The organism is Dialister sp. CAG:357, assembly GCF_000435155.1.
GTDB classification, from domain to species: Bacteria; Bacillota; Negativicutes; order Veillonellales; family Dialisteraceae; genus Dialister; species Dialister hominis.
Map to the genome: position 1 here is coordinate 1 of NZ_FR896401.1, position 23,864 is coordinate 23,864.

The following is a 23,864-nucleotide window of genomic DNA, read 5'->3' on the forward strand; positions in this document are numbered from 1 at the left end:
GAATCGATTTACACAAAACTCTTGACACACCCCACATAATTCTTAAATACAAGACTCGAAGTACTTGCATTAATATTATGGTGTTGTATTATTATAAAGGATTAAAAAGATAGGAGTGATGATTATGTCAGAAGAATTAAATCAGGATAAATATACCATAGACCTGATGAAAACACTTTGGGAAAATACATTCAGGGGTACGATTTTTGACTATAAAAATCAGTACATCGCAACAGTCAGGATTGTATTCAATATCCCATTAGACAGGGATTTGGTTCCGGATAATGCTCCGGAGGTTTCTCCTGCAATAATTGTATTAGTAGAAGATACGATTATCAGTCCTATTGATGTCGTTTCTTTTGAGCAGACCATTACTCCGATTCTTGTCAAGAAATTAACGAGCAGATATTTCCAGCCTGACCGTGTAATGTTCTTCTACCCAAGCCCGGCAGAAGGTGCTGAAACCAAAGAACGTTAAACAACTGCCATCTATAATAAAAAAAACGGATCTCAGATTTTTCTGAGATCCGTTTTCTATTTATTCCGCAGATAAGAGCATCGGATAAAGCGGCTGACCGCCATTATAAATTTCAAAGGTCAAATCCGGATAGTCTTTCTGGACAAGCTCTATTTCCTTATTGCAGCGCTCTTCCGTCAATTCATCCCCATAATAGACCGTTATAATTTCCGTATTCTCAGTCGTGATATTTCCAATTGTCTTCTCGAGGCAGTCGTGAAGATCATTGGTTGCCACTACTTCGTGATCCTTAACAAGTCCCATGTAATCATCTTTATGGATGACTGTTTTTCCAACAACACTGTCTCTTACCGCAGTGGTTATCGATGCGCTGTGGATTTCCTTCATCCTGTCCGACATGTTTTCCATATTTTCTTCGACAGATGCATCTTCAGAAAATTCCATGGCAGCTGCAAGCCCTTCCATAGGATTGGTGGACGGAATTATATTCACCTTATCGCCGAGCATTTTCTGGAGCTGCTGGGCTGCCAAAATGATATTTTTATTGTTTGGAAGAACAATATATTTTTCGTAATGGCCATTTTCAATTCCCAGGCTGATTTCCTGAACGGATGGGTTCATCGACTGCCCGCCGGAGATGACATCGCAATGCAGCTTCTCATACAGTTCTTTCCAGCCGTTTCCGCTGACAACAGCAAGGACGCCCAGCTTCTTTTTAGCAATGACTTTCTGTTTATCCTTATTCTTATGGAACTGGTCTATCATATTGTCGCATTTGATATCATGCAGCGTTCCCCAGTCAGCAGCCATATCAAGTACATGGCCCGGACGCTGTGCATGAATATGGACTTTAATAAGATTATCGCCCTCAGCCACAATCATAGACTCGCCCCAGGCTTCCAGTCTCTTTCTGACCTCTTTAGCCGGCAGTTTGCATGGACTGATGATAAACTCCGTGCAGTATGGATATTCAATGGAGAACTGCTCACCCTTGGCTTCCAGTCTGCTGATGACAGGTTTTACTTCAATATCAATTTTCTCTACTTTTCCTGTCAATCCATTAAGGCATCCCATCAAGAAGAATATCAGTCCCTGTCCGCCTGCATCGACAACATTTGCATCCTTCAGTATCTGAAGCTGTTCAGGTGTCTTGGCCAGGGCTTCATTCCCGCAGGTGATGGAAGCTTCCAGAATCTTGCTGAAATCAGTTTCTGTACGGATGACTTCCCTTGTACCCTTGGCAATTCCTCTGGCTACAGAAAGGATTGTACCCTCAACCGGTTTTGTGACAGATCTGTATGCATAAAGTATTCCATACTGGAATGCCTTGCTCATCTGCCCGCAGGACGCAGTTGTCTTGCCATGCAGTCCCCTGCTGATTCCATGAATAATCTGGGACAGGATAACGCCGGAATTTCCTCTTGCGCCCATAATAGCGCCGGCAGACGCTTTTTCCGCCATGATGCCGATTGGTTCACTTGGATCCACGTCAGCAATCATGCTGTACATGGACTTAAGTGTATTAAGCATGTTATTTCCCGTATCTCCATCTGGTACAGGAAATACATTCAGCTGATTCAGAATTTCATATTTTTGCTGGAACAACTGATATGCACCTATCAACATATTTTTAAAATAAACACTATCAATTGTAGTATACATAACTTTGGCCCCCATTATTTGGCACTTTCAAAAATAATACCCAGCAGCCCAGGCCCAAGATACGACGCCAGAACCGGCGTCCCGGTCGTAAGAGTTACCTCATTTTCGGGATATAACTCTTGCAGTTTAGCCTGCAGGGATTTTCCCCCCTCCTCGTTTTCAATATGTACAACTCCGATTCTCTTGCAAGGGGAATTTTCTTCCAAATACTTCACCATGGATGCAATCGCTTTTTTCTCAGTACGAACCTTAGCTAAAACATCCACTTCGTTATTTGGATTCAAATAGATAACAGGACGAATCTTCAGGATACCGCCTATAAGGCTTGCTGCCTTGCCAATACGCCCGCCTCTGTATAAATAATCTAAAGTATCTACTGTAAATTCAGTCCGCATGTGGAATGTCAAATCAAAAAGCTTCTTGCATACTTCATCAAAAGCCAGATTGCTCTGTGCGAGTTCTATGCCATCCTTAAGAAGCTGGAGCATTCCAATGGCAGTCGTCCTGGAGTCAAGCACGCAGATATTTTTGCGTCCGGACTGTCTGGCAGCTAAAACAGCCCCATTATAGGTTCCGCTTACTGCAGACGTTAAGCACAGGACGATGACAGGATCTTCTTCCGGTACATTTGAAAAAGCCTGAAGAAAATCACCGGTGCTCGGCTGACTTGTCGGTACGGTTTTCTTGTCACGTTCTGAACATTCAATGACCTTTTCTATTGTTACATCGCTTTCAGGTATATATTCCTGATTGATAGAAATAGTCAGGGGAACGACATGTACGTTTTCATGTTGTTCTAGATAACTTTCAGGAATGGCAGAGGTGCTGTCTAACAAAAAATGTATCATATGGCACGGTCCTTCCTATTACTATTTATTCTTATCTTTTTGGGCCTTCTTCTCTGCTCTTCTTTCCTCGAACTCCTTAAGAAGCTGCTGATAATCATCATCATCGTAGCCATTCGTAGCCAGCATGTATTCTCTAATCTTTTTTCTCTGGAGAGCAACATTCATGGCAGACAGTTCAAAGGGATCTAATGAAATCCTGGCAAGCATTTCACCAGTAGAAGAATAGCCGACAATACCTTCTCCTAAAAGATCTACCAGTTTTTCTTTCTTCACTTCTTCACAAAAAGTATGGAAAAAGGTTTCAGCCTCACGAATCATTCTTGCTTTGATACGTTTATATTCTTCAGCCTTATCACTTGGTATTCTGAATCCATCTATCTCTGTATATTTTTCTGGTAAATTGAACATGGTATCTCCTAAATGAAATTATATTAAACTATCACAATTTAAATATATCGCCCGAAACACTTTTGGTCAAGTTTTTGTATGAATGCGCATTACTGTTCATTTTCGTAAGAATCTGAATTATCCGGCTCAGAGGCCCTGTCATCCGGGAATGCCAGTCAATTAAAAATAGACATCTGTAGCACCGGCACCGCCATTTTTAGCATCTGCTTCATGGAATTCCTTGATGAAATTCAGTGTCCTTAAATGATCATGTATACCCCTTCGCAAACTTCCGGTCCCTTTACCATGAATAATGTGAGCAAAAGATACGCCTGCCATAAAGCAGTCATTAAGGAAGCGGTCCACTTCCGGAATTGCTTCACTGACTGTCTTTCCTATTACATTCAGGGATGTGTGAACTGTATTAACAGAAGATGTCTGGTGCTGCCTGCGTATATGCCTGGCTTCAATACCGGATTTGGGAGCATTGTTCTCTTTCGTGAGCGGTTTAAAGCAATGAGACGCTGATACGCTGACCTTCAACATCCCGCATTGTACACTGATCTGGCTGCCCGAAATATTCTTTATTACACCATCGCTATCGAGCGTATCTATAAAGACACGCTGCCCGACCTTTAATGTCTTGGGGTCAATCGGCTCTCTCTTCTGATGATTCTTAGGCATTTTCAGCCCATCTATTTTATTTCTTGCTGAAGAAGCGATATTATTAACGTTTCCTCTCTCGATTTCTGCAGCATTCTTTTTCAAATCTTTAATAATGATTTCAGACTGAATCCTGAGATTTCGTTTGATGTTCTCGGATTCTTCCCTTGTTTTAGCCAATATGCTTTCACGTTTGGCATTGAATTTATCGCTTTCCTCTAAGAGCTTGTCTTTCAAACTCCCGATTTCTTTCATTTGATTCTGAAGATTGGTACGCTCTTTTGATAATTCCCTGCTTTGGGCATTAAGCTTGGCCATTACCTCTTCCATGTTATTTAAAGGTGACATTTTCTTTAAATCTTCAGCTCTTTCTATAATCCCATCAGGAATCTCCAATCTTTTGCAGATATTGAAAGCATTGCTGCTCCCCGCCATCCCTATTACCAGATGGTAGGTAGGCACAAGAGTGATTTCATCAAACTCAACAAAAGCATTTTCCAATCCCTCTGTCTCATATGCCAATTTTTTCATTTCATTAAAATGAGATGTAATAAGAGACGATACATTCCTGTCATTTAAGAATTCAGTAATCGACTGTGCCAAAGATGCGCCTTCAATCGGATCAGTCCCGGATCCCAATTCATCCAAAAGGACTAAATCATCCGAATTGACATTCTTCAAAATATCTGAAAGCTGCGTTACATAACTTGAAAAGGTTGATAAGTTATACTGAATGCTCTGATCATCACCTATGATGGCATAAATATGCTTGTATACGGGAAGCGTTGAACCCTCATCGGCTGGTATGAAAAGGCCGCATTGGTTCATGACGGAAAGCAGTCCGGCAGTTTTCATCGCGATAGTTTTGCCGCCGGCATTGGATCCGGTAATAATAAGTATGTTGAAATCCTTTCCAAGTGTCAGAGAAACCGGTACAACTGACTTTTCAGGAATCAAGGGATGACGTGCATTTTTTAAGTCCAGTATTCCCTTCGGTGAGTATACCGCCCTTACGCCCTTCATATTCAATGCTAGTTTAGCTCGTGTCAGGATAAATTCCAGTTCAGAAACAACTTTGAAATCCTTGCTGATAACATTTACATTCTTTTTTACATTATCGGTCAGATTCTTCAGAATCGTCTGAATTTCCTGAGACTCTTCCACAGAAAGTTCTGCAAGATCATTATTTAACTGGATCGATTCCATCGGTTCCATAAAAAGAGTTTGTCCGGTTGAGGACCTGTCATGAACAATCCCTTTAAATTTATACCGGTATTCTTCCTTTACGGGGACAACATATCTGCCGTCTCTTTGTGTAATAATAGAATCCTGGAAGTAAGTGGAATAATCTTTATTTACAAGAATCTGCTGGAAGAAGTGCCTGATTCTTGACTTAATACGATCCTTTTGGGAACGTATCTGGGACAGTCTTGGAGAAGCCGAGTCCTTCACTTCCCCATGCTCATCAAACACCCTTCCAATGCGGTCAGTAAGACGATCCAATGGCTCAATGAGCCGTGAGATTTCCTCTAAGACCGGATACCTCAAATGTCTTTCCCCTGCGAAGTACAAATTCATGCTCTTATACGTCAGAAGGGATGAGTTCAAATCGATGAATTCATTAGAAAGCAGGATAATATCTTTTTGTGCTTTCTCTATGATCTTTCTTATATCATGTGTTTCTCCCAATGGAGAAGACACTTCTCTTTGAAGCAGTATGACTGCCTCTTCCGTTTCCGTAAGTTTTTGATCGATAATTTCGGGCATTGATGACGGCGTTAATTCGGATGCCATTATTTTAGCCATGGTTGATGGGGCTAGTTCTACTAATTTGCTGCGTATCTGATCAAAATCTAAGATGTTTAATACATCCTGCTCCAATTTACAACACTCCTTTGAAAAAGTGACCACGGCTTATCTTACGGCTGTTTCCTCTCTCTGAAGGATCTGGCGGCATTTTATTGCCATTCAGTATTTGCACATAATCACTGCACACATCGCTTACAGATTCATCAATGCCCCTGAAATCCAGACATAATGCGTTAATTCCGCTCTCTGCAAGCTGTGAAATATACGGTCTCATATCCAAAACACTTGAATTCTGGATATCCATATGGCACCATTCATCAGTTCTCACGGGGAATAGCCTTCCCGTATCGTCCTTAAGAAAGTAGCGTTTCTGCTGGCAATATCCCGGACAATGGGATTTATCGATATCTCCGCAAACTGAGTTGATCACACAATATTCTGACACCATTAATTCTGTGCGTCCATACGCATAGACGGCTAAAGGTATCCTGCTTTCCCTTCTGATTCCTCTGATCTGGGGTATCGTCAGTTCCTGGGACAGCAATACGCCGCTGAATCCCCATCGTGTCAATGTATCTGCTGCTTCGCTGTTAAATATATTCAATGAAGATCCGGCATATACCGGTATCCCGTCATGTAAATCCTTAAGCCATTCAAGGGCTCCCAAGAATTCAACCAGAATTCCATCCGGCCTTACATTTTCCAATATTTTTAGAAATCTCCGGGAAGCCTGCTTTTCGTATTTATCTCTGACAACTCTCGGTGTAGCAAAAATAATCTCAGCATCATTATTCCTGCAGAATTCAGCAGCCTTCATATAATCATCCATCTTCACTGGTACATGATCAAAGGAATCGCCGCCGAAAATAAAGCCTTTTATTCCCTGCGAAACAGCTTCCTTTATATGCCGCAGGGAATTTGTTCTTACCCAGATCCGGGCATCCTTCTTTTCATCCAGGGTTTGTGAAATATTTGCACCGGTCCAGTTTTCTTCACCGGTCTTTATATTCTCTTCATGCCTTTTTACCCTGATATCCTGCAATTCAAGAATTGCGTCCTGTCTCAAATGGTTCAAGACACTTTTAGGCAGCAGACATCCCTCATTGCTGACTTCCAGGTCATTTAATTCGAACACCGTATTTCCGAGCCTGGATAACTGTTCCCGGACGATGCTGTCCTGTGTAGCACCATGCATTGCGGTTTGGGCAATATAAGAGGACGTAATTTTGGCAACATTGCCGTCCTGATCACGAATAATTAATTCCACATTTCTGTCCGGCTTGGCAGACAAAGAAGCATCTATTAATATCTTTTGATCCATATCCTTTAATGTGTAGGTATTTTTTCCCGGATCCAAAATCCAAAAGACCTGCCCCTTCGTCATGGGTCTTATCTTTGTTTTGACCTGATAGATCCCGCGGCCTTTTCTGTATACATTTTTCATCGGAACAAATTCAATTGTTCTTTTATTCGAAATAAATGTAATGCCGGTAGCAGATTGTCTTCTTATATCAGCTGCAGATGCAAACTCAAATTCATCATGATGGATATTCCTTACGACTCCGGCTTCAATGCCACGATTTCCCGGTGCAAATTCTGTTACCATGTCAGCGCTGATATCATCATCCAGATAACCAGTCGTATATCCGCGGTTAAACTCTGATTTAAGACGGATGACTTCTTTGCCGTGATCTTTAAATACAGCACCTTCCTCAGCCGCATCAATTGCTTTTCTGTACGCAGAGACTGTGTTATACACATATTTCGGACTTTTCATGCGTCCTTCGATCTTCAAAGACTTAACCCCTGCATCCAGCAGCTGAGGAACGGAATCCAGGCCAATCAAATCTTTCAGGCTCAATATATACCTGCCCTTTTCCTTGTTGATGGTCTGTCCGGAAAGATCAACAAGGTCATAAGGTTTTCTGCACGGCTGGGCACAGGCTCCCCTGTTTCCGCTCCGTCCGCCGCTAAAGCTGCTCATCAGGCACTGTCCGGAATAGCAGACGCAGAGCGCACCATGAATAAACACTTCAATCTCGACACTGCAGGAAGAAACAATATTCCTGATTTCCGTAAGTGACAATTCACGCGATAAAACGACGCGCTTGAAGCCTAAAGATTCAAGAAACTTTACACCGGCCAAATTGGAAACCGTCATCTGCGTGCTGGCATGAAGCGGAATATTAGGCGCCAGCTCCTTTATAAGATCAATACAGCCGAGATCCTGTATTAACAAGCCATCAATATTAATGGAGCTAAGGAATACCAGATATTCTTTCAATGACTCCATTTCAATATCACCGATCAGTGTATTCAGAGTGACATAGACAGCCACTCCTCTGGTATGAGCCAGACGAACGGCATCCTGCATTTCTTCAGGAGAGAAATTACCTGCAAATTTACGCGCACTAAAACTCTTTCCTCCAAGATAAACCGCATCAGCGCCTCCATCCAAGGCAGCTATTAAATGTTCTGGTGAGCCAGCAGGTGCTAATAATTCCATGATTATCCTAATTCCTCCATAAAGCTGAGTACTAAGCAGAAACCGTACTCAAAATTGTATTCCGGCATTTAAATTCATTCCATATTAATGGGCAATATTAATGGGCAATAGATAATATTCAATCTCAGATACGATTATAAAATAGTAAGAGGAGATATTCAATAATATGAATATCTCCTCCACACAAAATCAATTCTGTTTAAGATTACTTTACTTCAGATTCGTATCTTCCCAAAGTAAAGCAAAGATCTGAAAGTCGATTAAGATAACGTATGTCCACTTCATTTACAGGTTCTGATTCATTAAGTCTCCACATTGCCCTTTCAGCTCGTCTGACAACACTTCTTGCTGCGTTCAGGAAACTTTCACTCTTTGTTTCGCCTGGAACGAGGAAATGATCCAACGGCTGTAATGATTCTGTGTAACTGTCAATCAGACGTTCCAACTCAGTTACGTCCTCTGGCTTGATATTAGGTTCATTACCTACACTGGCAACATCAGCCATGAGCATCCAAAGATCTTTTTGCAGCTTATAAATTGTAGATTTTACATTTTCATGAACTGCAAAAGCCCTTGCCTGCCCAAGAACGGAGTCTGCCTCATCTACCGAGCCATAGGCTTCAACGCGTAAACTATCTTTAGAAACACGCTCTCCGGTATAAAGACTTGTTTTACCTCTATCTCCTGTACGCGTGTATACTTTCGACATAAGATCACCTTATTTCTTTAATTCAGGGAACCAAAGACCGATTTCTCTTTCTGCTGTTTCTGGAGCATCAGATGCATGAACGACATTTTCATCAATAGAAGTTGCGAAATCACCACGGATGGAGCCTGGTACAGCTTTCAGCGGATCGGTAGCGCCGTTGATTTGGCGGACAGCAGCAACTGCGTTTTCACCTTTGATAACCATAGCGAGTACAGGACCAGAAGTGATGAAAGCGATAAGATCCTTGAAGAATCCTTTTCCTTCATGTTCTGCATAATGTTTCTTTGCCAATTCTTCCGGAACCTGAATCATTTTAATAGCTTCAACTTCCAGGCCTTTTCTTTCAAAACGGGAGATGACTTCACCACAAATATGTTTTTTAACACCATCCGGTTTTACAAGAACAAGAGTTTTTTCAATAGCTGACATAAAACGCCTCCTTAAAAATAATTGTCTTAATGCATTCTTGCTGCGATTTCACGCAGTCTTTTCACACGATCCGCCGTAGATGGATGCGTAGAAAATAAATTTTCAATACCACCAACCGCAGAAAGAGGGTTAATGATAAACAAGCCACTAGTAGCCGGCTTAGCACCGGGCATAACTACATGATGGGCATAATTATCCAGTTTTTCGAGAGCACTGGCAAGTGCAAGCGGCTTCCCTGAAATTTCAGCGCCTGATGCATCAGCCATATATTCTCTGGAACGGGAAAGTGCGAACTGAATCAGCGTTGCTGCCAATGGAGCAAGCACTATTGTAACAATTAATGCTACAGGATTCATACGTTCGCCATTCTCATCACGCCCGCCAAAAATTGCGAACCACTGTGCCATCTGTGCAATATAGCCTATTGCCGAAGCAATAGATGCTGCTAGAGTCATTATAAGTGTATCATGATGTCGAATGTGTGACAACTCATGACTTATTACTCCGGCCAATTCATCTTTATTTAATCTGGAAAGAAGTCCTTCCGTTATTGCTACTGCTGCATGATTTACATTACGGCCAGTTGCAAAAGCATTAGGGACATCTGTAGGAATTACATAAAGTTTCGGCATAGGTATCTTTGCATTTTGGCAAAGCTTTCCAACCAGATCGTACAATTCAGGAACATCCTGAGGTGATACATACTTGGCATCATACTGTGCCAAAGCAATTTTATCACAGTTCCAGTAAGTAATAAAATTAATGCCAAAAGATACCAGAAGCATTGTAAATGCTCCCGATCTGCCGCCAAAGGCACCGCCAATTGCCATTAGGATTACGCTGAGCAGTGTCAGCAGAATAACTGATTTGACTCTGTTCAAATGAAAGACCTCTATTCATTGAAAATAATAAATATAATAAGGTAGAAAAATGGTCGGAACGACATGATTCGAACATGCGACCTCTACCACCCCAAGGTAGCGCTCTACCAAACTGAGCTACGTCCCGACAGATACTACAAGTACTAGAATACACAGAATCTGCGTTTTTGTCAAGTCAGACCGCACTGATCCCGGACTGGTCAAAGTCAAGCACGATATATGAAGATGTTATTCCATGATGCTTGAAAGTACTCACCATGCTTTCACCAACAAGATGTGCTTTATCCGATGGCGAAAATGCAATAATGGTAGGACCGGATCCGCTTATCGTCGCTCCATAAGCACCAGCTTTTACACTGCTTCTTATGACTTCTTCCGAACCTGGTATAAGACCTAAACGATAAGGAACATGAACATGATCGTCCAGACCAAACTTAAGATATTCCGGCTTGTTATACATAAAGGCTGCCATTAAAAATGATACGGCACCTATGTTATGGACAACATCACTTCTGACATAAGATGCAGGCAAAACCGCACGGGCTTTTTCTGTATGCAGCTCAAAATCAGGTATAGCGACGACTGCCTTCCATTGAGAGGGAATATCGATGCGCTCAGCTACGACATTTCCATTCTCTATAAGAGCCATGCAGAAGCCGCCTAAAATTGCAGGAGCTGCATTATCAGGGTGGCCTTCCATTTCAGCCGTTATGTCAAGAAGTTCTTTCCTGTTGAAAGGTTCTCCCATCAGCAGATTCGCAAGGAAAACCCCGGAGGCAAGTGCTGCTGAACTGCTTCCCAGCCCTCTTGCAAAAGGAATTCTGTTGATCAGGTACATACTGCCGCCAGGAAGTGTGCGCCCTGCTTTGGAAGCGGTAACATTCATAGCCTTAATAATCATATTATCCAGGCCTGTAGTAATCTGATCGACACCTTCGCCTTCTGCATCAATCATCGTATCCTCAAGCTTGACATTCTCATCAGGTACGAACTGCACCACATTATAAAGTCCCAGAGACATCCCCAGTGTATCAAATCCGCTTCCTATATTCGCTGTTGTTGCCGGGACGCGGACTATATATGTTTTACCTCTTGCCATCATCCATTACCCTTATAATATTTGCAACCTGCCTCATGCACGGAAGTACCTGAAGCGCCTTTTCAACATGAATAATATTCTCCCTCGGAGTTTCTTCGGTAATAATCATCAATTCAGCTGCGTCCTCAATCCTGCTCTTCTGGACAACTTCTCTGATACTGATATTGTTGTCGGCATAAGCAGCAGCAATCTGAGAAAGTACGCCTGTCATATCATCTACAAGAAGTCTGAAATAATATGCATTTTTCAGTTTAAGCGAAGAATAGAAAGGAATACGCTTCGTTTCAGTAAGCATCATTTCTGTTCCGGTTGAATGATTCAAAATATGCTTTGCTGTGCTTATGACATCTCCCATAACAGCACTGGCTGTAGGAAGAGAACCGGCGCCCCTGCCATAAAACATTACATCCTCGACAATATTGCCAGTAACGTAAATTGCATTATAAGATCCCTTGACTGATGCAAGCGGATGGCTTCTAGGAACAAATGCCGGATAAACATTGAGAGCTATGCCGTTTTCCTGCCTCATAGCAACAGCAAGAAGCTTTATCGTATAATTCATCTCACTGGCATACTGGATGTCCTTTTGTGAAATCTTTTCAATGCCTTCTACAAGAACATCGTCAAATGTGACATTGGCACGGAAACCGATGGATGCAAGAATGGCAAGTTTTCGCGCTGCATCATATCCGCACACATCATTGGTCGGGTCAGCTTCGGCATATCCTTTTTTCTGTGCAACCCTCAGCGCATCAGAATAGCTTACACCGGAATCATCCATATCTGACAATATAAAGTTCGTCGTTCCATTTACGATACCGATGATGCTTTCTATCTGATTTGCCGCCAAAGAGTCATGCAGCGGCTTTAAGATCGGTATCCCGCCTGCTACACTCGCCTCGCAGGAGAAGTTTACCTTGTTCTCGGTTGCCGTATGCATAATTTCCGGGCCGAAAAGGGCCACCAGATCCTTATTGGCACTTACAACATTGATCCTATGGTTGAGAGCTTCAAAAATGTATTCTTTCGCAGGATGAATTCCCCCCATCACTTCAATAATGATCTCTGGGGCGGCATCTATAACACAGTTGAAGTCATCTGTTACGACAACATCCTTCAGGATATCCAGATCTCTGTACTTTTCAGTATTTCTTACCAGAACATGCGTGATACGAAGTTTGCAGTCAATCTGATCTTCAATAATCTTGCCATTTCTCCGTATTACCTCAGCAACACCGCTGCCTACAGTTCCAAAACCAAGTAACGCAATATTGATTTCTCTCATGTTAATTCTCCTCTTGCCTCAAATATCAGAGACTGGATTCCTTTCATTTCTTTGATCGTCTCCTGTAAATATTGAAGGTATGATAAAGATTCCTCAGTCTTTATTGTTATAGTAACCGCAACGAGCTTCTCTGCAGGGATACCCCTGTTTAGAGAAATAATTTCATTCCGATCCTTGACAATTCTTCTAAGAACTCGGTTGAAAACTGCAAAATCATCCGACATTACCAGGAAAAGAACGACTATCTTATCTTTTTCTGTTTCAAATGCAGGGGCAACATGGTCTTTATATTTATAATATGCACTTCTGCTGATATCCACTTTTTTCACGGCTTCATTAATAGATCCGCAAGTCCCGTCCTGAAGCATTTCTTTTACCCGGATTGTTTTCTTTATGGCTTCAGGAAGTATTTTAAGATCTACTAAATAAAACTGTTGATCCTTTTTCTTCATAAATACTCCTTGATTTAAATAATTGAATGATGCTCTTCAACATCAAATGCATTCAATATGCCCGGTATTTAACAAATAAAAGGAACTTCAGAGATTATAAGATGAATCATAGATCCCTGTATGAAATTAACTCCACATCCTTTTCTTTGAGCTCGTTCTTTAGTCGGAGCGAAAGCAAGGCCTTTAACTCATCCTCACCATGATAACCCCAATGGAATGTTGATTCCATCAATTGCGAGTTTGCAGCGGGATGACACATAAACTCGGTAACACCTGCTTCAAGCTTCCCGGCAGCATCATACATCCGCTGCTCGTGGAAATGCCCTCCATAAAGCATTCCGAAAAAATGATCATTTGATTTGATTCCTGCTTTCTTCAGACTGTCCCGATGATTCCTTGCCATCAGAGACAATGCATTTTTAGCAGAAAATCTGAATAAACTCTTTGGCCTGAAAGAAAGGCCAAAGGTGAGACTTTCATCAGGAACACGCATGCAGTGTATCTTGTATTTCTTTGCCAGGCTTAACGCGATGGGAAAAAAATTATTCCACATATGCATATGCTGGTGTCCATCAATATGCGTGACCGAAAGCCCTGTATCAAGAATCTTTCTTATCTGGGCATCCCATTCATTATATACATCCTCTGCGCGTATCAATCCCTTCAGATCACGCAGGATCAAGTCAACATAATTATTGCAAAGCACGCCATTATCCCAAGTTATGGAAGGGACCTCAGCCTGAGGCAGCACTGTTTCCAGCCCGCCAACAAGAGTCAAATGAATTCCTATCCCTATATCCCCCATTGTTTTGGCCATAGCAACAGCATCATCAAAGGCGCGTCCTCCAGCCATAATCGAAGTACTTGTCAGTATACCCGATTCAAATCCCCGATAAACTGCTTTATTCACAGTCTCGTGAATTCCGAAATCATCGGCATTAACAATCAACCTTTTTTTCATAGCTTCTCCAGACCCTGAAAATGTACAGCATCAACCGGTACATTCTCTTTTTTAAAACACATCATGAATATACGTTCCCAAAGCTTTATTTTGTCAATCTTTGAAATGAAACAAAATAATTGCAGATGCTATGGCAACATTTAATGACTCAACACCGGCAATCGGTATATATACATTAAAGTCTGTCATTGCCAGAATTTCCGGACTGATTCCATTTCCTTCATTCCCGAATACAAAAATACAATCCTCTGGAACATTTGCCTCTTTATAAGGCAGCGCATTTTTTAATGCAGTCCCAATGAATGATATCCCGGATTTCTTCAGATCCTGCAGAAACTCCAGTGAAATATTTTCGTAGACAGGGATTCTTAAAATGCTTCCCATGGAACTTCTGACTGCTTTGTCTGAGTAAGCATCTGTACAGCCTTTCGTAAGAAGAATCCCCTTTACTTCAGCAGCTGCCGCAGTCCTGATAATAGTACCGATATTTCCCGGATCCTGTATGCTGTCTAATAAGACATATCTGCCTTTCATGGGATTCTTTAAACGCGCGGGATCAGGCACTTCCTTTTTTACTATAAGAAGTATTCCCTGACTGTGTTCCGTAGATGATATTAATTTCATTAATTTATCATCTATAAGCAGTAATTTCCAATGGAGAATTTTCGCACGTTCAAAAAACTGATTTAAATTTGAATCATCTGCATACCGTGCTGTAAAAAAGCATATGCAGTCTTCAATTCCTAAATCATTGGCATCATAAACACTACGGATTCCCTCCATAACAAATAATCCAAATTTGTCCCTGTATTTCCGATGCTTCAGCTGCATCGCGCATTTTAACCATCTGTTAGTCTGACTTGTTATTAATTCCATAGTGAATACCAATTAAGCTTACATAAAAATACTCCAGCCGCTGGTTAGAGCTTCAATATCTCTTTTGCCTTATCGTAAACCGTAGAAACGGCGATTGAACTCATTTTACCATCACCGGCCGTCAAGATGACACTGTTATCATTGCCATAAGGCCCGCTTCTGTCGGCTTTCGTAGGACCAAACAAAGCAATGATCGGTGTATGCATTGCATTAGCGATATGCAGTGGACCCGTATCGCTGGAAATATGCAGCGATGCCATCTTTTCGAGTGCAGCCAGTTCGAGAAGGTCTGTCTCACCAACAAAATCAACTATATATGATGATGTGTAATAACCGGTAATTTTCTCGGATAAATCCTTCTCATTTTTTGTACCAGATATGACTGTATAAATCCCCAGGGCTGAGAATTCTTTTGCTAATTCACCCCAGTATTCTATCGGCCATTTCTTTTCCTCGCCGCGGGTCCCCGGGACAATGACGACATAATCCCCATTGACACCATGCTGGGCCAACTTTGCCTTCACAGTCTCTTCCTGCTTTGAGCAATCCCTGATCGGGAATTCGATTTCATCACAATTACATCCCAGGTATCTCATTACGTCAAGGAGCTGTTCAATAATATGTCCATGCTTGTGAGGTCCGGAAATCGGTTTGCTTACTAGGAAGCTGCCTTCACGTGCGTCATTATACCCAATCCTTGTGCTGCATCCGGAAAATGCTGCAATAATCGCACTTTTGGCTATCATTTGAAGATCTATGACCAGATCAAACTTCCTGCTGTGAAGTTCTTTTCTGACAGATAAAAGATACTTTAAATCCTTAATCTTTTTTCTATCAACCAGAAATATTTCATCAATCCAGGGAAGTTCAGGAAGAATCTTTGCAAACGCAGGATGAACAGCCCAGGTTATGCGGGCTTCCGGGAAAGATTTTCTCAGAGCATACAAAGAAGGAAGTGCGTGAATGATATCCCCCAAAGAGCTCATTTTAACAATCAATATGTTTTTATATGTCTTCCTTGCCATTGTCTCTATATCCTAAACCAGCTAATTTTTGATATACAAAGTCCTTAAGATTTGTCCCATCAAACAGGAATCCCTTAATACCCGCCGCTTCTGCGGCTTTAATATCCCTATCGGAATCACCGAAAAGGAAAACTTGATCCTTGGGAAGATTATACTCGTTTATTGCCCTGATAATCATCCCTGGAGCGGGTTTTCTGCAATCACAGACAACATCGTACTTCTTCACAGGTGCACCTGGTAAATGGGGACAATAAAAGAATTTCGTTATATTTCCGCCTAATTCACGAAAAGAAGAATTCATTTGTTCATGAAGCAATTGAACGTCGCTTTCTGTATAATAGCCTCTTGCTACACCGCTTTGATTTGTAGCGACAAAAAGAAGCCATCCGTCCTCTGTCAGCCTGGCAACTGCTTCACGGGCTCCATCAATCCATTCTAATTCATCCCAGGAATGTATATATCCCTTATCCTTATTAAGTACACCATCTCGGTCAAAGATTATCGCTTTCTTAATGGTGTTCATTGAATTTACCATTCCATATCATCAATAATCTGACAAATAATATGTGCACATAAAATATGCATTTCCTGTATTCTTGCAGTAACATCAGCGGGAACAACAATCGCAACATCACACAAAGATTTCATCAATCCACCCTCATGTCCTGTAAATCCGATTGTCTTCAGTCCCTTGCTGCGGGCTGTCTTTAAAGCTTCATTGACATTTTTGCTGTTTCCGCTCGTCGATATAGCCCAAAGCAGATCTCCTGAAACGCCTAAACCGCTCACCTGTCTGGAAAAAACAAGGTCAAAATCATAATCGTTCCCTACTGCAGTTAAAATAGAAGAATCTGTCGTCAGAGCTATAGCAGGAAGTGATTTTCTCTCATTATGATATCTTCCTACAAACTCAGCGGCAATATGCTGAGAATCAGCTGCACTTCCTCCATTACCGCAGACAAGTATCTTATTCCCAGACTGAAGTGTATGCGCGCATAATGCAGCCGCTTCTTCTATAACCGGTGCAAGCATTTTAGTTTTATTCAAAACATTTTCGTGTTCTTCAAAACACTTCAATATCAAATCATTTGGTATCATTATTATCCTCTGTCTTTTTAGTCTTCGCAGTATCAGAATCAGCAGATTTCGCCTTCGAACTCTTCATTAATGCTTCGAGTTCGCTCATAAAACTGCCGATATCCTTAAACTCACGATAAACCGATGCAAACCTTACATAAGCAACCTGATCCAGTTTCCGCAATTCTTCCATAACAATATTGCCAATCATTTCGGTAGAAACTTCCTGGCCAAGATCGCTTCTAACTTTTCTCTCAACAACATCAACAATATTTTCAATTTGCTCCGAGGTGATATTTCTCTTTTCGCAAGCTCTGATCAACCCGCTTCTCAGCTTATTCCTGTTAAAGACTTCACGTGTTCCATCTTTTTTGATAACGCGAAGAGGCGCTTGTTCTACAGTTTCATAGGTGGTAAAACGTCTTCCGCAGGAAAGACACTGGCGGCGTCTGCGAATGGATGCACCATCATCTGTATCTCTGGAATCTGTTACCTTGGTGTCTGCACTGCTGCAATAAGGGCATCTCATGTCTATCTCTCCTTAGATTATAGAAAGTGGAAGAAAAAGCCACACTGCAACCGCGGTGTGGCTTTTCAGGTTATAGCTTATTTTCTGAGGAATTCCGGAACCGCAATACCCGGGTTGGGGCGTACAGAATTACTGAATCTTGGCCCAACAGAATTAGGTGATGGTTTCTTTTTGTCGCCGAAGCCGGTAGCAATAACAGTAATCTTTACTGTATCGTTATCAAGATCCGGATCGACAGATGTTCCCCAAATGATATTAGCATCTGGATCAGCAGCTTCTGTAATAATTTGAGAAGCTTCATTAATTTCGAAAAGACCGAGGTCTTCATTGCCTGTAATATTGATGATAATGCCTTTTGCTCCATCAATGCTGCGTTCAAGAAGCGGGCTGTTGATTGCCATGGTAGCTGCATCGCTGGCTCTGTTATCGCCGGTACCGATGCCGATTCCCATTAATGCTTCACCCTGATCGCTCATGATGGTCCTGACATCTGCAAAATCCAGGTTGATGATTCCAGGTACTGTAATCAAATCGGAAATACCCTGAATTCCCTGACGAAGAACATCATCTGCTGTTTTGAATGCATTCTTGATTGATGTTTTCTTATCAATAATTCCCATCAATTTATCGTTAGGAACGACGAGGATTGCATCAACATTGTTTTTCAAACGTTCAATGCCTTCTTCAGCATTCTTAGCTCTAACCTTGCCTTCAAAGGAAAATGGCTTGGTTACAACTGCAATAGTCAGAGCGCCTAATTCTCTTGCACACTGCGCAGCTACAGGAGCAGCACCGGTTCCTGTGCCGCCGCCCATTCCGGCTGTAACGAATACCATATCGGCTCCGGTCAATGCTTTGGTCAGATCTTCTCTTGATTCCTCAGCTGCCTGTTCGCCAATTTCCGGTTTTGCACCAGCGCCCAGACCTTTTGTTAATTTTTCACCGATCTGAATTTTTGTTTCAGCTTCAGATTTATTTAAAACCTGCAGTTCAGTATTAACGGCAATAAACTCAACACCTTTAACCTGTTCATCAATCATACGGTTTACAGCATTGTTTCCGCCGCCGCCAACACCAATAACTTTAATTTTTGCAATTTCAGATTGTTCCATGTTCACTCCTCCTCCAGGATATTTTGCGTCATGTATTGACCTAGTTCACCTATGTTCACGTCAGTTATATTTTACATTGTACAATAATTTAAGTAAGTTCGCCACATCTATAGAAAACATTCCCAAAAGAAACTAAAAGAATGTGAGCTATTTCTTTAATTTAATATAAGGCGATGCAAGATTGGCATCTACAAATTCGACAGAGAGACCTCTGGCCTTCACATCCCCGACCATATCTTCCGCAAGCTCGGCCTGTTTATCGATCTGCGATCCGTTCCCAAGCCGGACGGTTATGCCGTCTCTGGTGTAAGCGATTATGTTCTGCGGATTTCCTATATTGATTTCCGAAAAGTCTTGTACACTTTCAGGTTTTAAATGATTCAAAAACTGCATGGCCTTATCTATTTCATCACCGCTGACATGATCACCGATCAGCAGATTTCCGAAACGCTTTCCTGTAATCATCGGTACACTGACTTTATGGATGGATTGAACGGTTTCCATAACAAGTCCGGTCTTATCAATAAAGGCATATCCATAATCATCCTGCACAACAGCCAGGGGGATCCGGTCTGTTATATCCACATCGATCGTAAGCGGGAAAACTCGTGTGACATTAACCTTTTCGACTCTATAGTCATGAGATAATGCATCTTCTATCGCTGAGCCGCTTACCCGCAGGGTATTCACAGGAGTCTTTATCTTCGCCTCAAATAAAACATCATCCAGCGTAATCGTATTCGATCCTTTGATGACTATGCTCCCAAGGGAAATCGGAAGGAAGAAAAGGCTTACAATAAATACACATATAAAGGCAGCAGTCAAAATAAGAATTTTCTTATAATTTAAAGTGCTTCTTTTTCTTCTACGCCGAGGTTTAGGAGAACTTGCAGTATTAATAGTACTGCTTACGGTCTCCTCTTCTGTTGAGATTGCCTGCTGATGATTTTCGTTACTATCAGCATAGCTGCTGCGCGTTGTTTCCCTATGCTGTTCTTTGCGAAAATCATTGAAGCTCTTAAAATTATCCATAATCACGTTTACCCATAAAAATGCTTAAACTTTGTTTAAACCTGCTTCCAGGAGAATCTTTTCACAAAGTTCAGGGAAATCAATCCCGGCAGCTGCTGCAGCCTTTGGAACGAGACTTGTTGCTGTCATCCCCGGTATTGAATTCGCTTCCAGAATAAAAGGCCGCCCTTCTGAATCCAGTTTGAAGTCAAATCTTACAACACCGGCACACTCTGCGACTTTATAGCCCTTTTCAGCGATGGATCCCATTAAGCCGGAAAGTTCAGCAGGGATATTGGCCGGCACGATATAATCGGTTGCGCCCTTTGTATATTTTGAATGAAAGTCATACTGACCGGAGTGAGGACAGATCTGTATGACCGGCAGTGCATGTCCGTCCAGTACAGATACGGTAAATTCATCTCCTGCCAGGTAGGATTCAGCCAGGATTCGCGGCTCAACCTGGAAAACTCTCTGCAAAGCTTCATGAAGGTTTTCTTTTTCTCTTACAATCTCAATTCCGATCGTTGAACCCTCACAGGCAGGCTTCAATACTACAGGGAAAGAGAACTCATTCAAGATCTCCTTTTCTACAGCATCAATACCTTCGCTCAGATAATACGCCTGGGACTTCGACATGGGAAGTCCTGCCTGCTTGAATATGCGGCTTGATACGATTTTATCCATAGTGATGGCACTGGAGGTCACACCAGAACCGGTATATGGTATTTTAGCAAGTTCAAGGACGCTTTGAATAGTTCCATCCTCGCCATACTTGCCGTGGAGTGCAATAAAGACGACTTCAGCGGACAGTCTTTTCAGATCTTCGACCACATGGTCCGGTATATATTCACACGGTGTTACGTTATACCCTAATGATAAAAGTGCATCGGCTACAGCTTTACCTGTTTTTTTGGAAATTTCGGCTTCCGTAGACGGACCGCCCATTAAAACGACAATCTTGCTATTTTTTGTAATCACTTGCTATTCCCTTTTCTTTAATCAATTCTATCAACTTTTCACCGGCAGTATAAATATTACCAGCTCCCATGGTTATAAACATGTCATGAGGCCTGAGGAAATCATATAACTTTTCCGGCAAATCATTAACATTTTCTACGTAATAAACTTCCTTGTCAGGGAATTTAGCCTTGACAATTTCCGGAATCAACTTTCCATCAATTCCTTCTATAGGCTTTTCACCGGCACTGTAGATGTCCGTAAAGAAAATAACATCCGCATCCACGAACGCATCAGCAAATTCGTCCTTGAGAAGTTTTGTCCTTGAATATCTATGCGGCTGAAAAGCGCAGATCATCCTGCGGCTTCCAGTTTCTCTTGCACCCTTTAAAGTCGCTTTTATTTCTGTGGGATGGTGAGCATAGTCATCAATGATCCAAAGATCATCAATTTTAGCCTTCGTTTCGAATCTTCTCTTGACTCCGCAGAAATTACTCAGTGCGGCAGCAATCTTGTCAAAAGGAATTTCGCAGTATAACGCAGTCGCAACCGCTCCCAAAGCATCTCTTGTATTGTGAACTCCGGGAATCTGCAGCTTGATGGTACCCAGGTTATCGTTTTCATGAATCACATCAAAGCAGAAATAGCCGTTCTCATATTTACGGTTGACTGCCATGTAATCAGACTTCACATCGATACCATATGTGATTATTTTCTTGTCAATGGATGGTATTACGGCTCGAATGCCTTCGCTGTCATTGCAAAGAATAGCTGCTCCTGAAGCATCATGAATTTTTTCTATAAACTCGACGAAGGCCTTCCTGATATTTTCAATGCTTCCATAATGGTCCAGATGATCATCTTCGATGTTCATAACGACAGTTACATAAGAATTGAACTTCAAGAATGAACCGTCGCTTTCATCGGCTTCAGCAATGACATAATCACCTTTCCCTAAATAGGAATTGCCATTGATATAGCTTGCTGATGCCCCCAGAACGATAGTGGGATCTTCTCCAGATTCAAAGAATATTTCGCCAATCATGGCGGATGTCGTCGATTTCCCATGAGCTCCTGCTACCGTAATAGCCTTTCCCCAGCTCAAAACAGATGCAAGTACATCCGATCTATGGAACACCGGGATCCCGAGCCTCTTTGCTTCGACCAATTCAGGATTATCCTCAGCAATTGCAGTTGAAATGATAACGCAGTCAGCCCCATGCACATGTTCAGCTTTATGTCCAATGAAAACTTCTGCCCCTTTGGATGCGATATCTTTCAGGAAATCAGAATTATTCTTATCTGAACCCTTAACGGCAAATCCTTTGTTCAGCAGAATTGCCGCTAATGCGCGCATTCCCATTCCGCCGATTCCAATGAAAAAAACAGTTTTATAATTATTTAAATTCATTTTTTTGTCTTCCTTTGTTCCGCCAAAGTTAGAGCCAGATGGGCTATATCTTCACCAGCATGAATCTTCCTCAAACCGGTAACCTTCTGCGCCATATTTTTAAGCTCTTCGGGATTATCCATAAGAAGTTCAATTTTATCAATCAATGCTTCATCCGTTAATTCTTTGTCCAGAATAACATAAGCCGCTCCATTTTTCTCAAACACCCGTGCATTGAATGTCTGATGATCTTCAGCAGCGTATGGATACGGCACCAGAATTGACGGAAGCTCTCTTGCAGAAAGTTCGGCAAGGCTGATAGCTCCGGCGCGGCAGATGATCAAATCAGCAGCCGCCAGCACTTTCGGCATCTGATACTCATACTCAACAATGTGACTTACCGTATCGTTTGATTTCTCATCCGAGTTTTCCAGTTCTTTCAAAACATCCTGATATCCAAGGGATCCTGTAACATGGTAAAGCAGAATATCACGATTTCCCTTTCCAAAATGCTTATGCACGCCAATCATCGCATGATTTATGCTTCTTGCTCCGCGGCTTCCGCCGGTTATGAGAACCATAAATGTGTCCTCTGAAATCCCCAGCTCTTTTCTTGCATCAGCTCTGTTATAAGCAAGAATATCCCTGCGGATCGGATTTCCTGTATAGACGCATTTGCCTGCATCAGGGAAACGATGTGCCGCTTCTTTATAGCCTAAAGCAATACGATCGACAAACCGGCTCAGGATCTTGTTGGTTATCCCTGGAATAACATTCTGTTCCTGAATCAATGTCGGAATCCCCTGGAGCGCAGCCGCCATGAGAATCGGACCGCAGACATATCCTCCTGTTCCAATGACTACGTCAGGATTGAATTCCTTCAGGATCTTCTTTGCCCTGAATACGCTTTTGGCTGTTACTGCAAGGTTTGCAATATTTTTAACCGTAAACGATCTCTTCAGGCCGTATGCATGGATTGAAGCAAATTTATAACCTTCTTTAGGTATTATTTTCGATTCCATCCCATTAGGCGTTCCTACGAATAATATCTCCGCCTCTTCAATTCTGGAAATTTCTTTTGCGATTGTTATTGCGGGATATATATGTCCTCCGGTTCCGCCTCCGGATAAAATTATCCTTTTCATTACGAATTCACCGATGCTTAAGCTAAACTATTAACGATACGCTTAAAGTCCATTCCGCGTTCTTCCATATTATGATACATATCAAAAGAAGAACAAGCAGGAGAGAGTATTACGATATCACCAGGTTTTGCAAATTTCTGTCCCTGTTTGACAGCATCTGCCATGCTATCAGCCCTATGGATAGATGCTTTTGAAACGCCCGCCTCTGCTGCAGCTTTTTCAAAGCGGTCGGCAGCTGCTCCTAAAAGAATTAATTCCTTGACATGTGTTTTTACAACATCCATGAATTCTGTAAGATCTGTGCCTTTATCATATCCCCCGGCAATCAGTATAACGGGTTTTGAGAAAGCTTCCATGCCTTTAATGGCAGCATCCGTATTCGTTGCTTTGGAATCGTTATAATATGATACTTCATTGATCGTTCTTACGAATTCTATTCTGTTCGGGAGAGGTTCAAATGACTTTAAAGATGAAATTATAACTTCCGGGCTGACCCCGCCTTCATTAGCAAGGAATGCGGCAGCCAGGCAGTCTTCCATATTCTGGGCGCCCTTCAATTTCAGATTATCC

At 41.9% G+C, this 23,864-nt stretch carries 24 protein-coding genes and 1 tRNA gene; 1 reads left to right on the forward strand and 24 read right to left on the reverse strand.

Features of this window, described 5'->3' with window-relative positions:
• The first annotated feature begins 124 nt into the window (after window positions 1-124).
• Complete coding sequence (locus M3200_RS03250; protein WP_022382104.1) at window positions 125-478, forward strand: hypothetical protein; 354 nt, start codon at window positions 125-127, stop codon at window positions 476-478.
• A gap of 60 nt (window positions 479-538) precedes the next feature.
• On the opposite strand, the gene M3200_RS03255 is transcribed toward M3200_RS03250, so the two are convergent.
• The 24 genes from M3200_RS03255 to M3200_RS03370 form a co-directional block, all read right to left on the reverse strand.
• Window positions 539-2,155, reverse strand: a complete 1,617-nt coding sequence (locus tag M3200_RS03255; RefSeq protein WP_288178109.1) for a DAK2 domain-containing protein — start codon at window positions 2,153-2,155, stop codon at window positions 539-541.
• Window positions 2,155-2,988 (reverse strand): DegV family protein, encoded by an 834-nt coding sequence (locus M3200_RS03260; RefSeq protein ID WP_022382106.1) that lies wholly within the window; start codon window positions 2,986-2,988, stop codon window positions 2,155-2,157. Before M3200_RS03260 ends, M3200_RS03255 begins: the two co-directional genes overlap by 1 nt.
• Window positions 2,989-3,009: 21 nt before the next feature.
• Complete coding sequence (locus M3200_RS03265) at window positions 3,010-3,396, reverse strand: hypothetical protein (protein ID WP_022382107.1); 387 nt, start codon at window positions 3,394-3,396, stop codon at window positions 3,010-3,012.
• Between the two features lie 159 nt (window positions 3,397-3,555).
• The gene (locus M3200_RS03270; protein ID WP_022382108.1) at window positions 3,556-5,919 is read right to left on the reverse strand and encodes an endonuclease MutS2; all 2,364 of its coding nucleotides are present in this window, start codon (window positions 5,917-5,919) and stop codon (window positions 3,556-3,558) included.
• A gap of 1 nt (window position 5,920) precedes the next feature.
• Window positions 5,921-8,353: a U32 family peptidase gene (locus tag M3200_RS03275; protein WP_022382109.1), complete on the reverse strand. Its 2,433-nt coding sequence runs from the start codon at window positions 8,351-8,353 to the stop codon at window positions 5,921-5,923.
• A 205-nt stretch (window positions 8,354-8,558) separates the two neighbouring features.
• On the reverse strand, window positions 8,559-9,062 hold the full coding sequence (locus M3200_RS03280; protein WP_022382110.1) for a cob(I)yrinic acid a,c-diamide adenosyltransferase: 504 nt from the start codon (window positions 9,060-9,062) through the stop codon (window positions 8,559-8,561).
• Window positions 9,063-9,071: 9 nt separating this feature from the next.
• Window positions 9,072-9,491 carry a nucleoside-diphosphate kinase gene (gene ndk / locus M3200_RS03285; RefSeq protein WP_022382111.1) on the reverse strand — a complete coding sequence of 140 codons (420 nt, stop codon included), beginning with the start codon at window positions 9,489-9,491 and terminating at the stop codon, window positions 9,072-9,074.
• Window positions 9,492-9,517: 26 nt separating this feature from the next.
• Window positions 9,518-10,372: a zinc metalloprotease HtpX gene (locus M3200_RS03290; RefSeq protein WP_022382112.1), complete on the reverse strand. Its 855-nt coding sequence runs from the start codon at window positions 10,370-10,372 to the stop codon at window positions 9,518-9,520.
• Window positions 10,373-10,422: 50 nt separating this feature from the next.
• Window positions 10,423-10,499 (reverse strand) — tRNA-Pro (locus tag M3200_RS03295).
• Between the two features lie 48 nt (window positions 10,500-10,547).
• Window positions 10,548-11,471 carry a homoserine kinase gene (gene thrB, locus M3200_RS03300; RefSeq protein WP_022382113.1) on the reverse strand — a complete coding sequence of 308 codons (924 nt, stop codon included), beginning with the start codon at window positions 11,469-11,471 and terminating at the stop codon, window positions 10,548-10,550.
• Window positions 11,458-12,756, reverse strand: coding sequence for a homoserine dehydrogenase (locus M3200_RS03305; protein WP_022382114.1), 1,299 nt, complete (start codon window positions 12,754-12,756; stop codon window positions 11,458-11,460). Before M3200_RS03305 ends, thrB begins: the two co-directional genes overlap by 14 nt.
• Entirely contained in the window at window positions 12,753-13,208 is a 456-nt protein-coding gene (locus M3200_RS03310) for an ACT domain-containing protein (protein WP_022382115.1), read from the reverse strand. Before M3200_RS03310 ends, M3200_RS03305 begins: the two co-directional genes overlap by 4 nt.
• A gap of 106 nt (window positions 13,209-13,314) precedes the next feature.
• On the reverse strand, window positions 13,315-14,169 hold the full coding sequence (locus tag M3200_RS03315) for a ChbG/HpnK family deacetylase (RefSeq protein WP_022382116.1): 855 nt from the start codon (window positions 14,167-14,169) through the stop codon (window positions 13,315-13,317).
• Between the two features lie 93 nt (window positions 14,170-14,262).
• The gene (locus M3200_RS03320; protein WP_108849719.1) at window positions 14,263-15,045 is read right to left on the reverse strand and encodes a TrmH family RNA methyltransferase; all 783 of its coding nucleotides are present in this window, start codon (window positions 15,043-15,045) and stop codon (window positions 14,263-14,265) included.
• Window positions 15,046-15,089: 44 nt separating this feature from the next.
• Window positions 15,090-16,070: a glycosyltransferase family 9 protein gene (locus M3200_RS03325; protein ID WP_022382118.1), complete on the reverse strand. Its 981-nt coding sequence runs from the start codon at window positions 16,068-16,070 to the stop codon at window positions 15,090-15,092.
• Window positions 16,051-16,584 (reverse strand): D-glycero-alpha-D-manno-heptose-1,7-bisphosphate 7-phosphatase, encoded by a 534-nt coding sequence (locus M3200_RS03330; RefSeq protein WP_108850879.1) that lies wholly within the window; start codon window positions 16,582-16,584, stop codon window positions 16,051-16,053. Before M3200_RS03330 ends, M3200_RS03325 begins: the two co-directional genes overlap by 20 nt.
• A 14-nt stretch (window positions 16,585-16,598) precedes the next feature.
• The gene (gene gmhA, locus M3200_RS03335) at window positions 16,599-17,168 is read right to left on the reverse strand and encodes a D-sedoheptulose 7-phosphate isomerase (protein WP_022382120.1); all 570 of its coding nucleotides are present in this window, start codon (window positions 17,166-17,168) and stop codon (window positions 16,599-16,601) included.
• On the reverse strand, window positions 17,155-17,676 hold the full coding sequence (gene nrdR, locus M3200_RS03340) for a transcriptional regulator NrdR (protein ID WP_022382121.1): 522 nt from the start codon (window positions 17,674-17,676) through the stop codon (window positions 17,155-17,157). Before nrdR ends, gmhA begins: the two co-directional genes overlap by 14 nt.
• 77 nt (window positions 17,677-17,753) lie before the next feature.
• A complete protein-coding gene (ftsZ, locus tag M3200_RS03345) occupies window positions 17,754-18,788 on the reverse strand; it encodes a cell division protein FtsZ (RefSeq protein WP_022382122.1) in 1,035 nt (344 codons plus the stop codon).
• Between the two features lie 147 nt (window positions 18,789-18,935).
• A complete protein-coding gene (locus M3200_RS03350; RefSeq protein ID WP_022382123.1) occupies window positions 18,936-19,820 on the reverse strand; it encodes a cell division protein FtsQ/DivIB in 885 nt (294 codons plus the stop codon).
• Window positions 19,821-19,844: 24 nt separating this feature from the next.
• Window positions 19,845-20,780, reverse strand: a complete 936-nt coding sequence (locus M3200_RS03355) for a D-alanine--D-alanine ligase family protein (protein ID WP_022382124.1) — start codon at window positions 20,778-20,780, stop codon at window positions 19,845-19,847.
• Window positions 20,764-22,170: a UDP-N-acetylmuramate--L-alanine ligase gene (gene murC, locus M3200_RS03360; RefSeq protein WP_022382125.1), complete on the reverse strand. Its 1,407-nt coding sequence runs from the start codon at window positions 22,168-22,170 to the stop codon at window positions 20,764-20,766. Before murC ends, M3200_RS03355 begins: the two co-directional genes overlap by 17 nt.
• Window positions 22,167-23,294 (reverse strand): undecaprenyldiphospho-muramoylpentapeptide beta-N-acetylglucosaminyltransferase, encoded by a 1,128-nt coding sequence (murG, locus tag M3200_RS03365; RefSeq protein WP_022382126.1) that lies wholly within the window; start codon window positions 23,292-23,294, stop codon window positions 22,167-22,169. The genes murC and murG overlap by 4 nt, the downstream gene beginning before the upstream one ends.
• Window positions 23,295-23,311: 17 nt before the next feature.
• Window positions 23,312-23,864, reverse strand: a 553-nt coding sequence (locus M3200_RS03370) for a glutamate ligase domain-containing protein (RefSeq protein ID WP_288178110.1), incomplete at its 5' end; no start/stop codon positions are given.

What these genes read in the sequence shown, in the direction of transcription:
- M3200_RS03250 (WP_022382104.1), top strand. Translation starts at nt 125, where the DNA reads ATGTCAGAAGAATTAAATCAGGATAAATATACCATAGACCTGATGAAA.
- M3200_RS03305 (WP_022382114.1), bottom strand. Translation starts at nt 12,756, where the DNA reads ATGAGAGAAATCAATATTGCGTTACTTGGTTTTGGAACTGTAGGCAGC.
- M3200_RS03320 (WP_108849719.1), bottom strand. Translation starts at nt 15,045, where the DNA reads ATGGAATTAATAACAAGTCAGACTAACAGATGGTTAAAATGCGCGATG.
- M3200_RS03325 (WP_022382118.1), bottom strand. Translation starts at nt 16,070, where the DNA reads ATGGCAAGGAAGACATATAAAAACATATTGATTGTTAAAATGAGCTCT.
- nrdR (WP_022382121.1), bottom strand. Translation starts at nt 17,676, where the DNA reads ATGAGATGCCCTTATTGCAGCAGTGCAGACACCAAGGTAACAGATTCC.
- gmhA (WP_022382120.1), bottom strand. Translation starts at nt 17,168, where the DNA reads ATGATACCAAATGATTTGATATTGAAGTGTTTTGAAGAACACGAAAAT.
- ftsZ (WP_022382122.1), bottom strand. Translation starts at nt 18,788, where the DNA reads ATGGAACAATCTGAAATTGCAAAAATTAAAGTTATTGGTGTTGGCGGC.
- M3200_RS03255 (WP_288178109.1), bottom strand. Translation starts at nt 2,155, where the DNA reads ATGGGGGCCAAAGTTATGTATACTACAATTGATAGTGTTTATTTTAAA.
- M3200_RS03310 (WP_022382115.1), bottom strand. Translation starts at nt 13,208, where the DNA reads ATGAAGAAAAAGGATCAACAGTTTTATTTAGTAGATCTTAAAATACTT.
- M3200_RS03315 (WP_022382116.1), bottom strand. Translation starts at nt 14,169, where the DNA reads ATGAAAAAAAGGTTGATTGTTAATGCCGATGATTTCGGAATTCACGAG.
- M3200_RS03275 (WP_022382109.1), bottom strand. Translation starts at nt 8,353, where the DNA reads ATGGAATTATTAGCACCTGCTGGCTCACCAGAACATTTAATAGCTGCC.
- M3200_RS03260 (WP_022382106.1), bottom strand. Translation starts at nt 2,988, where the DNA reads ATGATACATTTTTTGTTAGACAGCACCTCTGCCATTCCTGAAAGTTAT.
- murG (WP_022382126.1), bottom strand. Translation starts at nt 23,294, where the DNA reads ATGAAAAGGATAATTTTATCCGGAGGCGGAACCGGAGGACATATATAT.
- murC (WP_022382125.1), bottom strand. Translation starts at nt 22,170, where the DNA reads ATGAATTTAAATAATTATAAAACTGTTTTTTTCATTGGAATCGGCGGA.
- M3200_RS03265 (WP_022382107.1), bottom strand. Translation starts at nt 3,396, where the DNA reads ATGTTCAATTTACCAGAAAAATATACAGAGATAGATGGATTCAGAATA.
- M3200_RS03280 (WP_022382110.1), bottom strand. Translation starts at nt 9,062, where the DNA reads ATGTCGAAAGTATACACGCGTACAGGAGATAGAGGTAAAACAAGTCTT.
- ndk (WP_022382111.1), bottom strand. Translation starts at nt 9,491, where the DNA reads ATGTCAGCTATTGAAAAAACTCTTGTTCTTGTAAAACCGGATGGTGTT.
- M3200_RS03350 (WP_022382123.1), bottom strand. Translation starts at nt 19,820, where the DNA reads ATGGATAATTTTAAGAGCTTCAATGATTTTCGCAAAGAACAGCATAGG.
- thrB (WP_022382113.1), bottom strand. Translation starts at nt 11,471, where the DNA reads ATGGCAAGAGGTAAAACATATATAGTCCGCGTCCCGGCAACAACAGCG.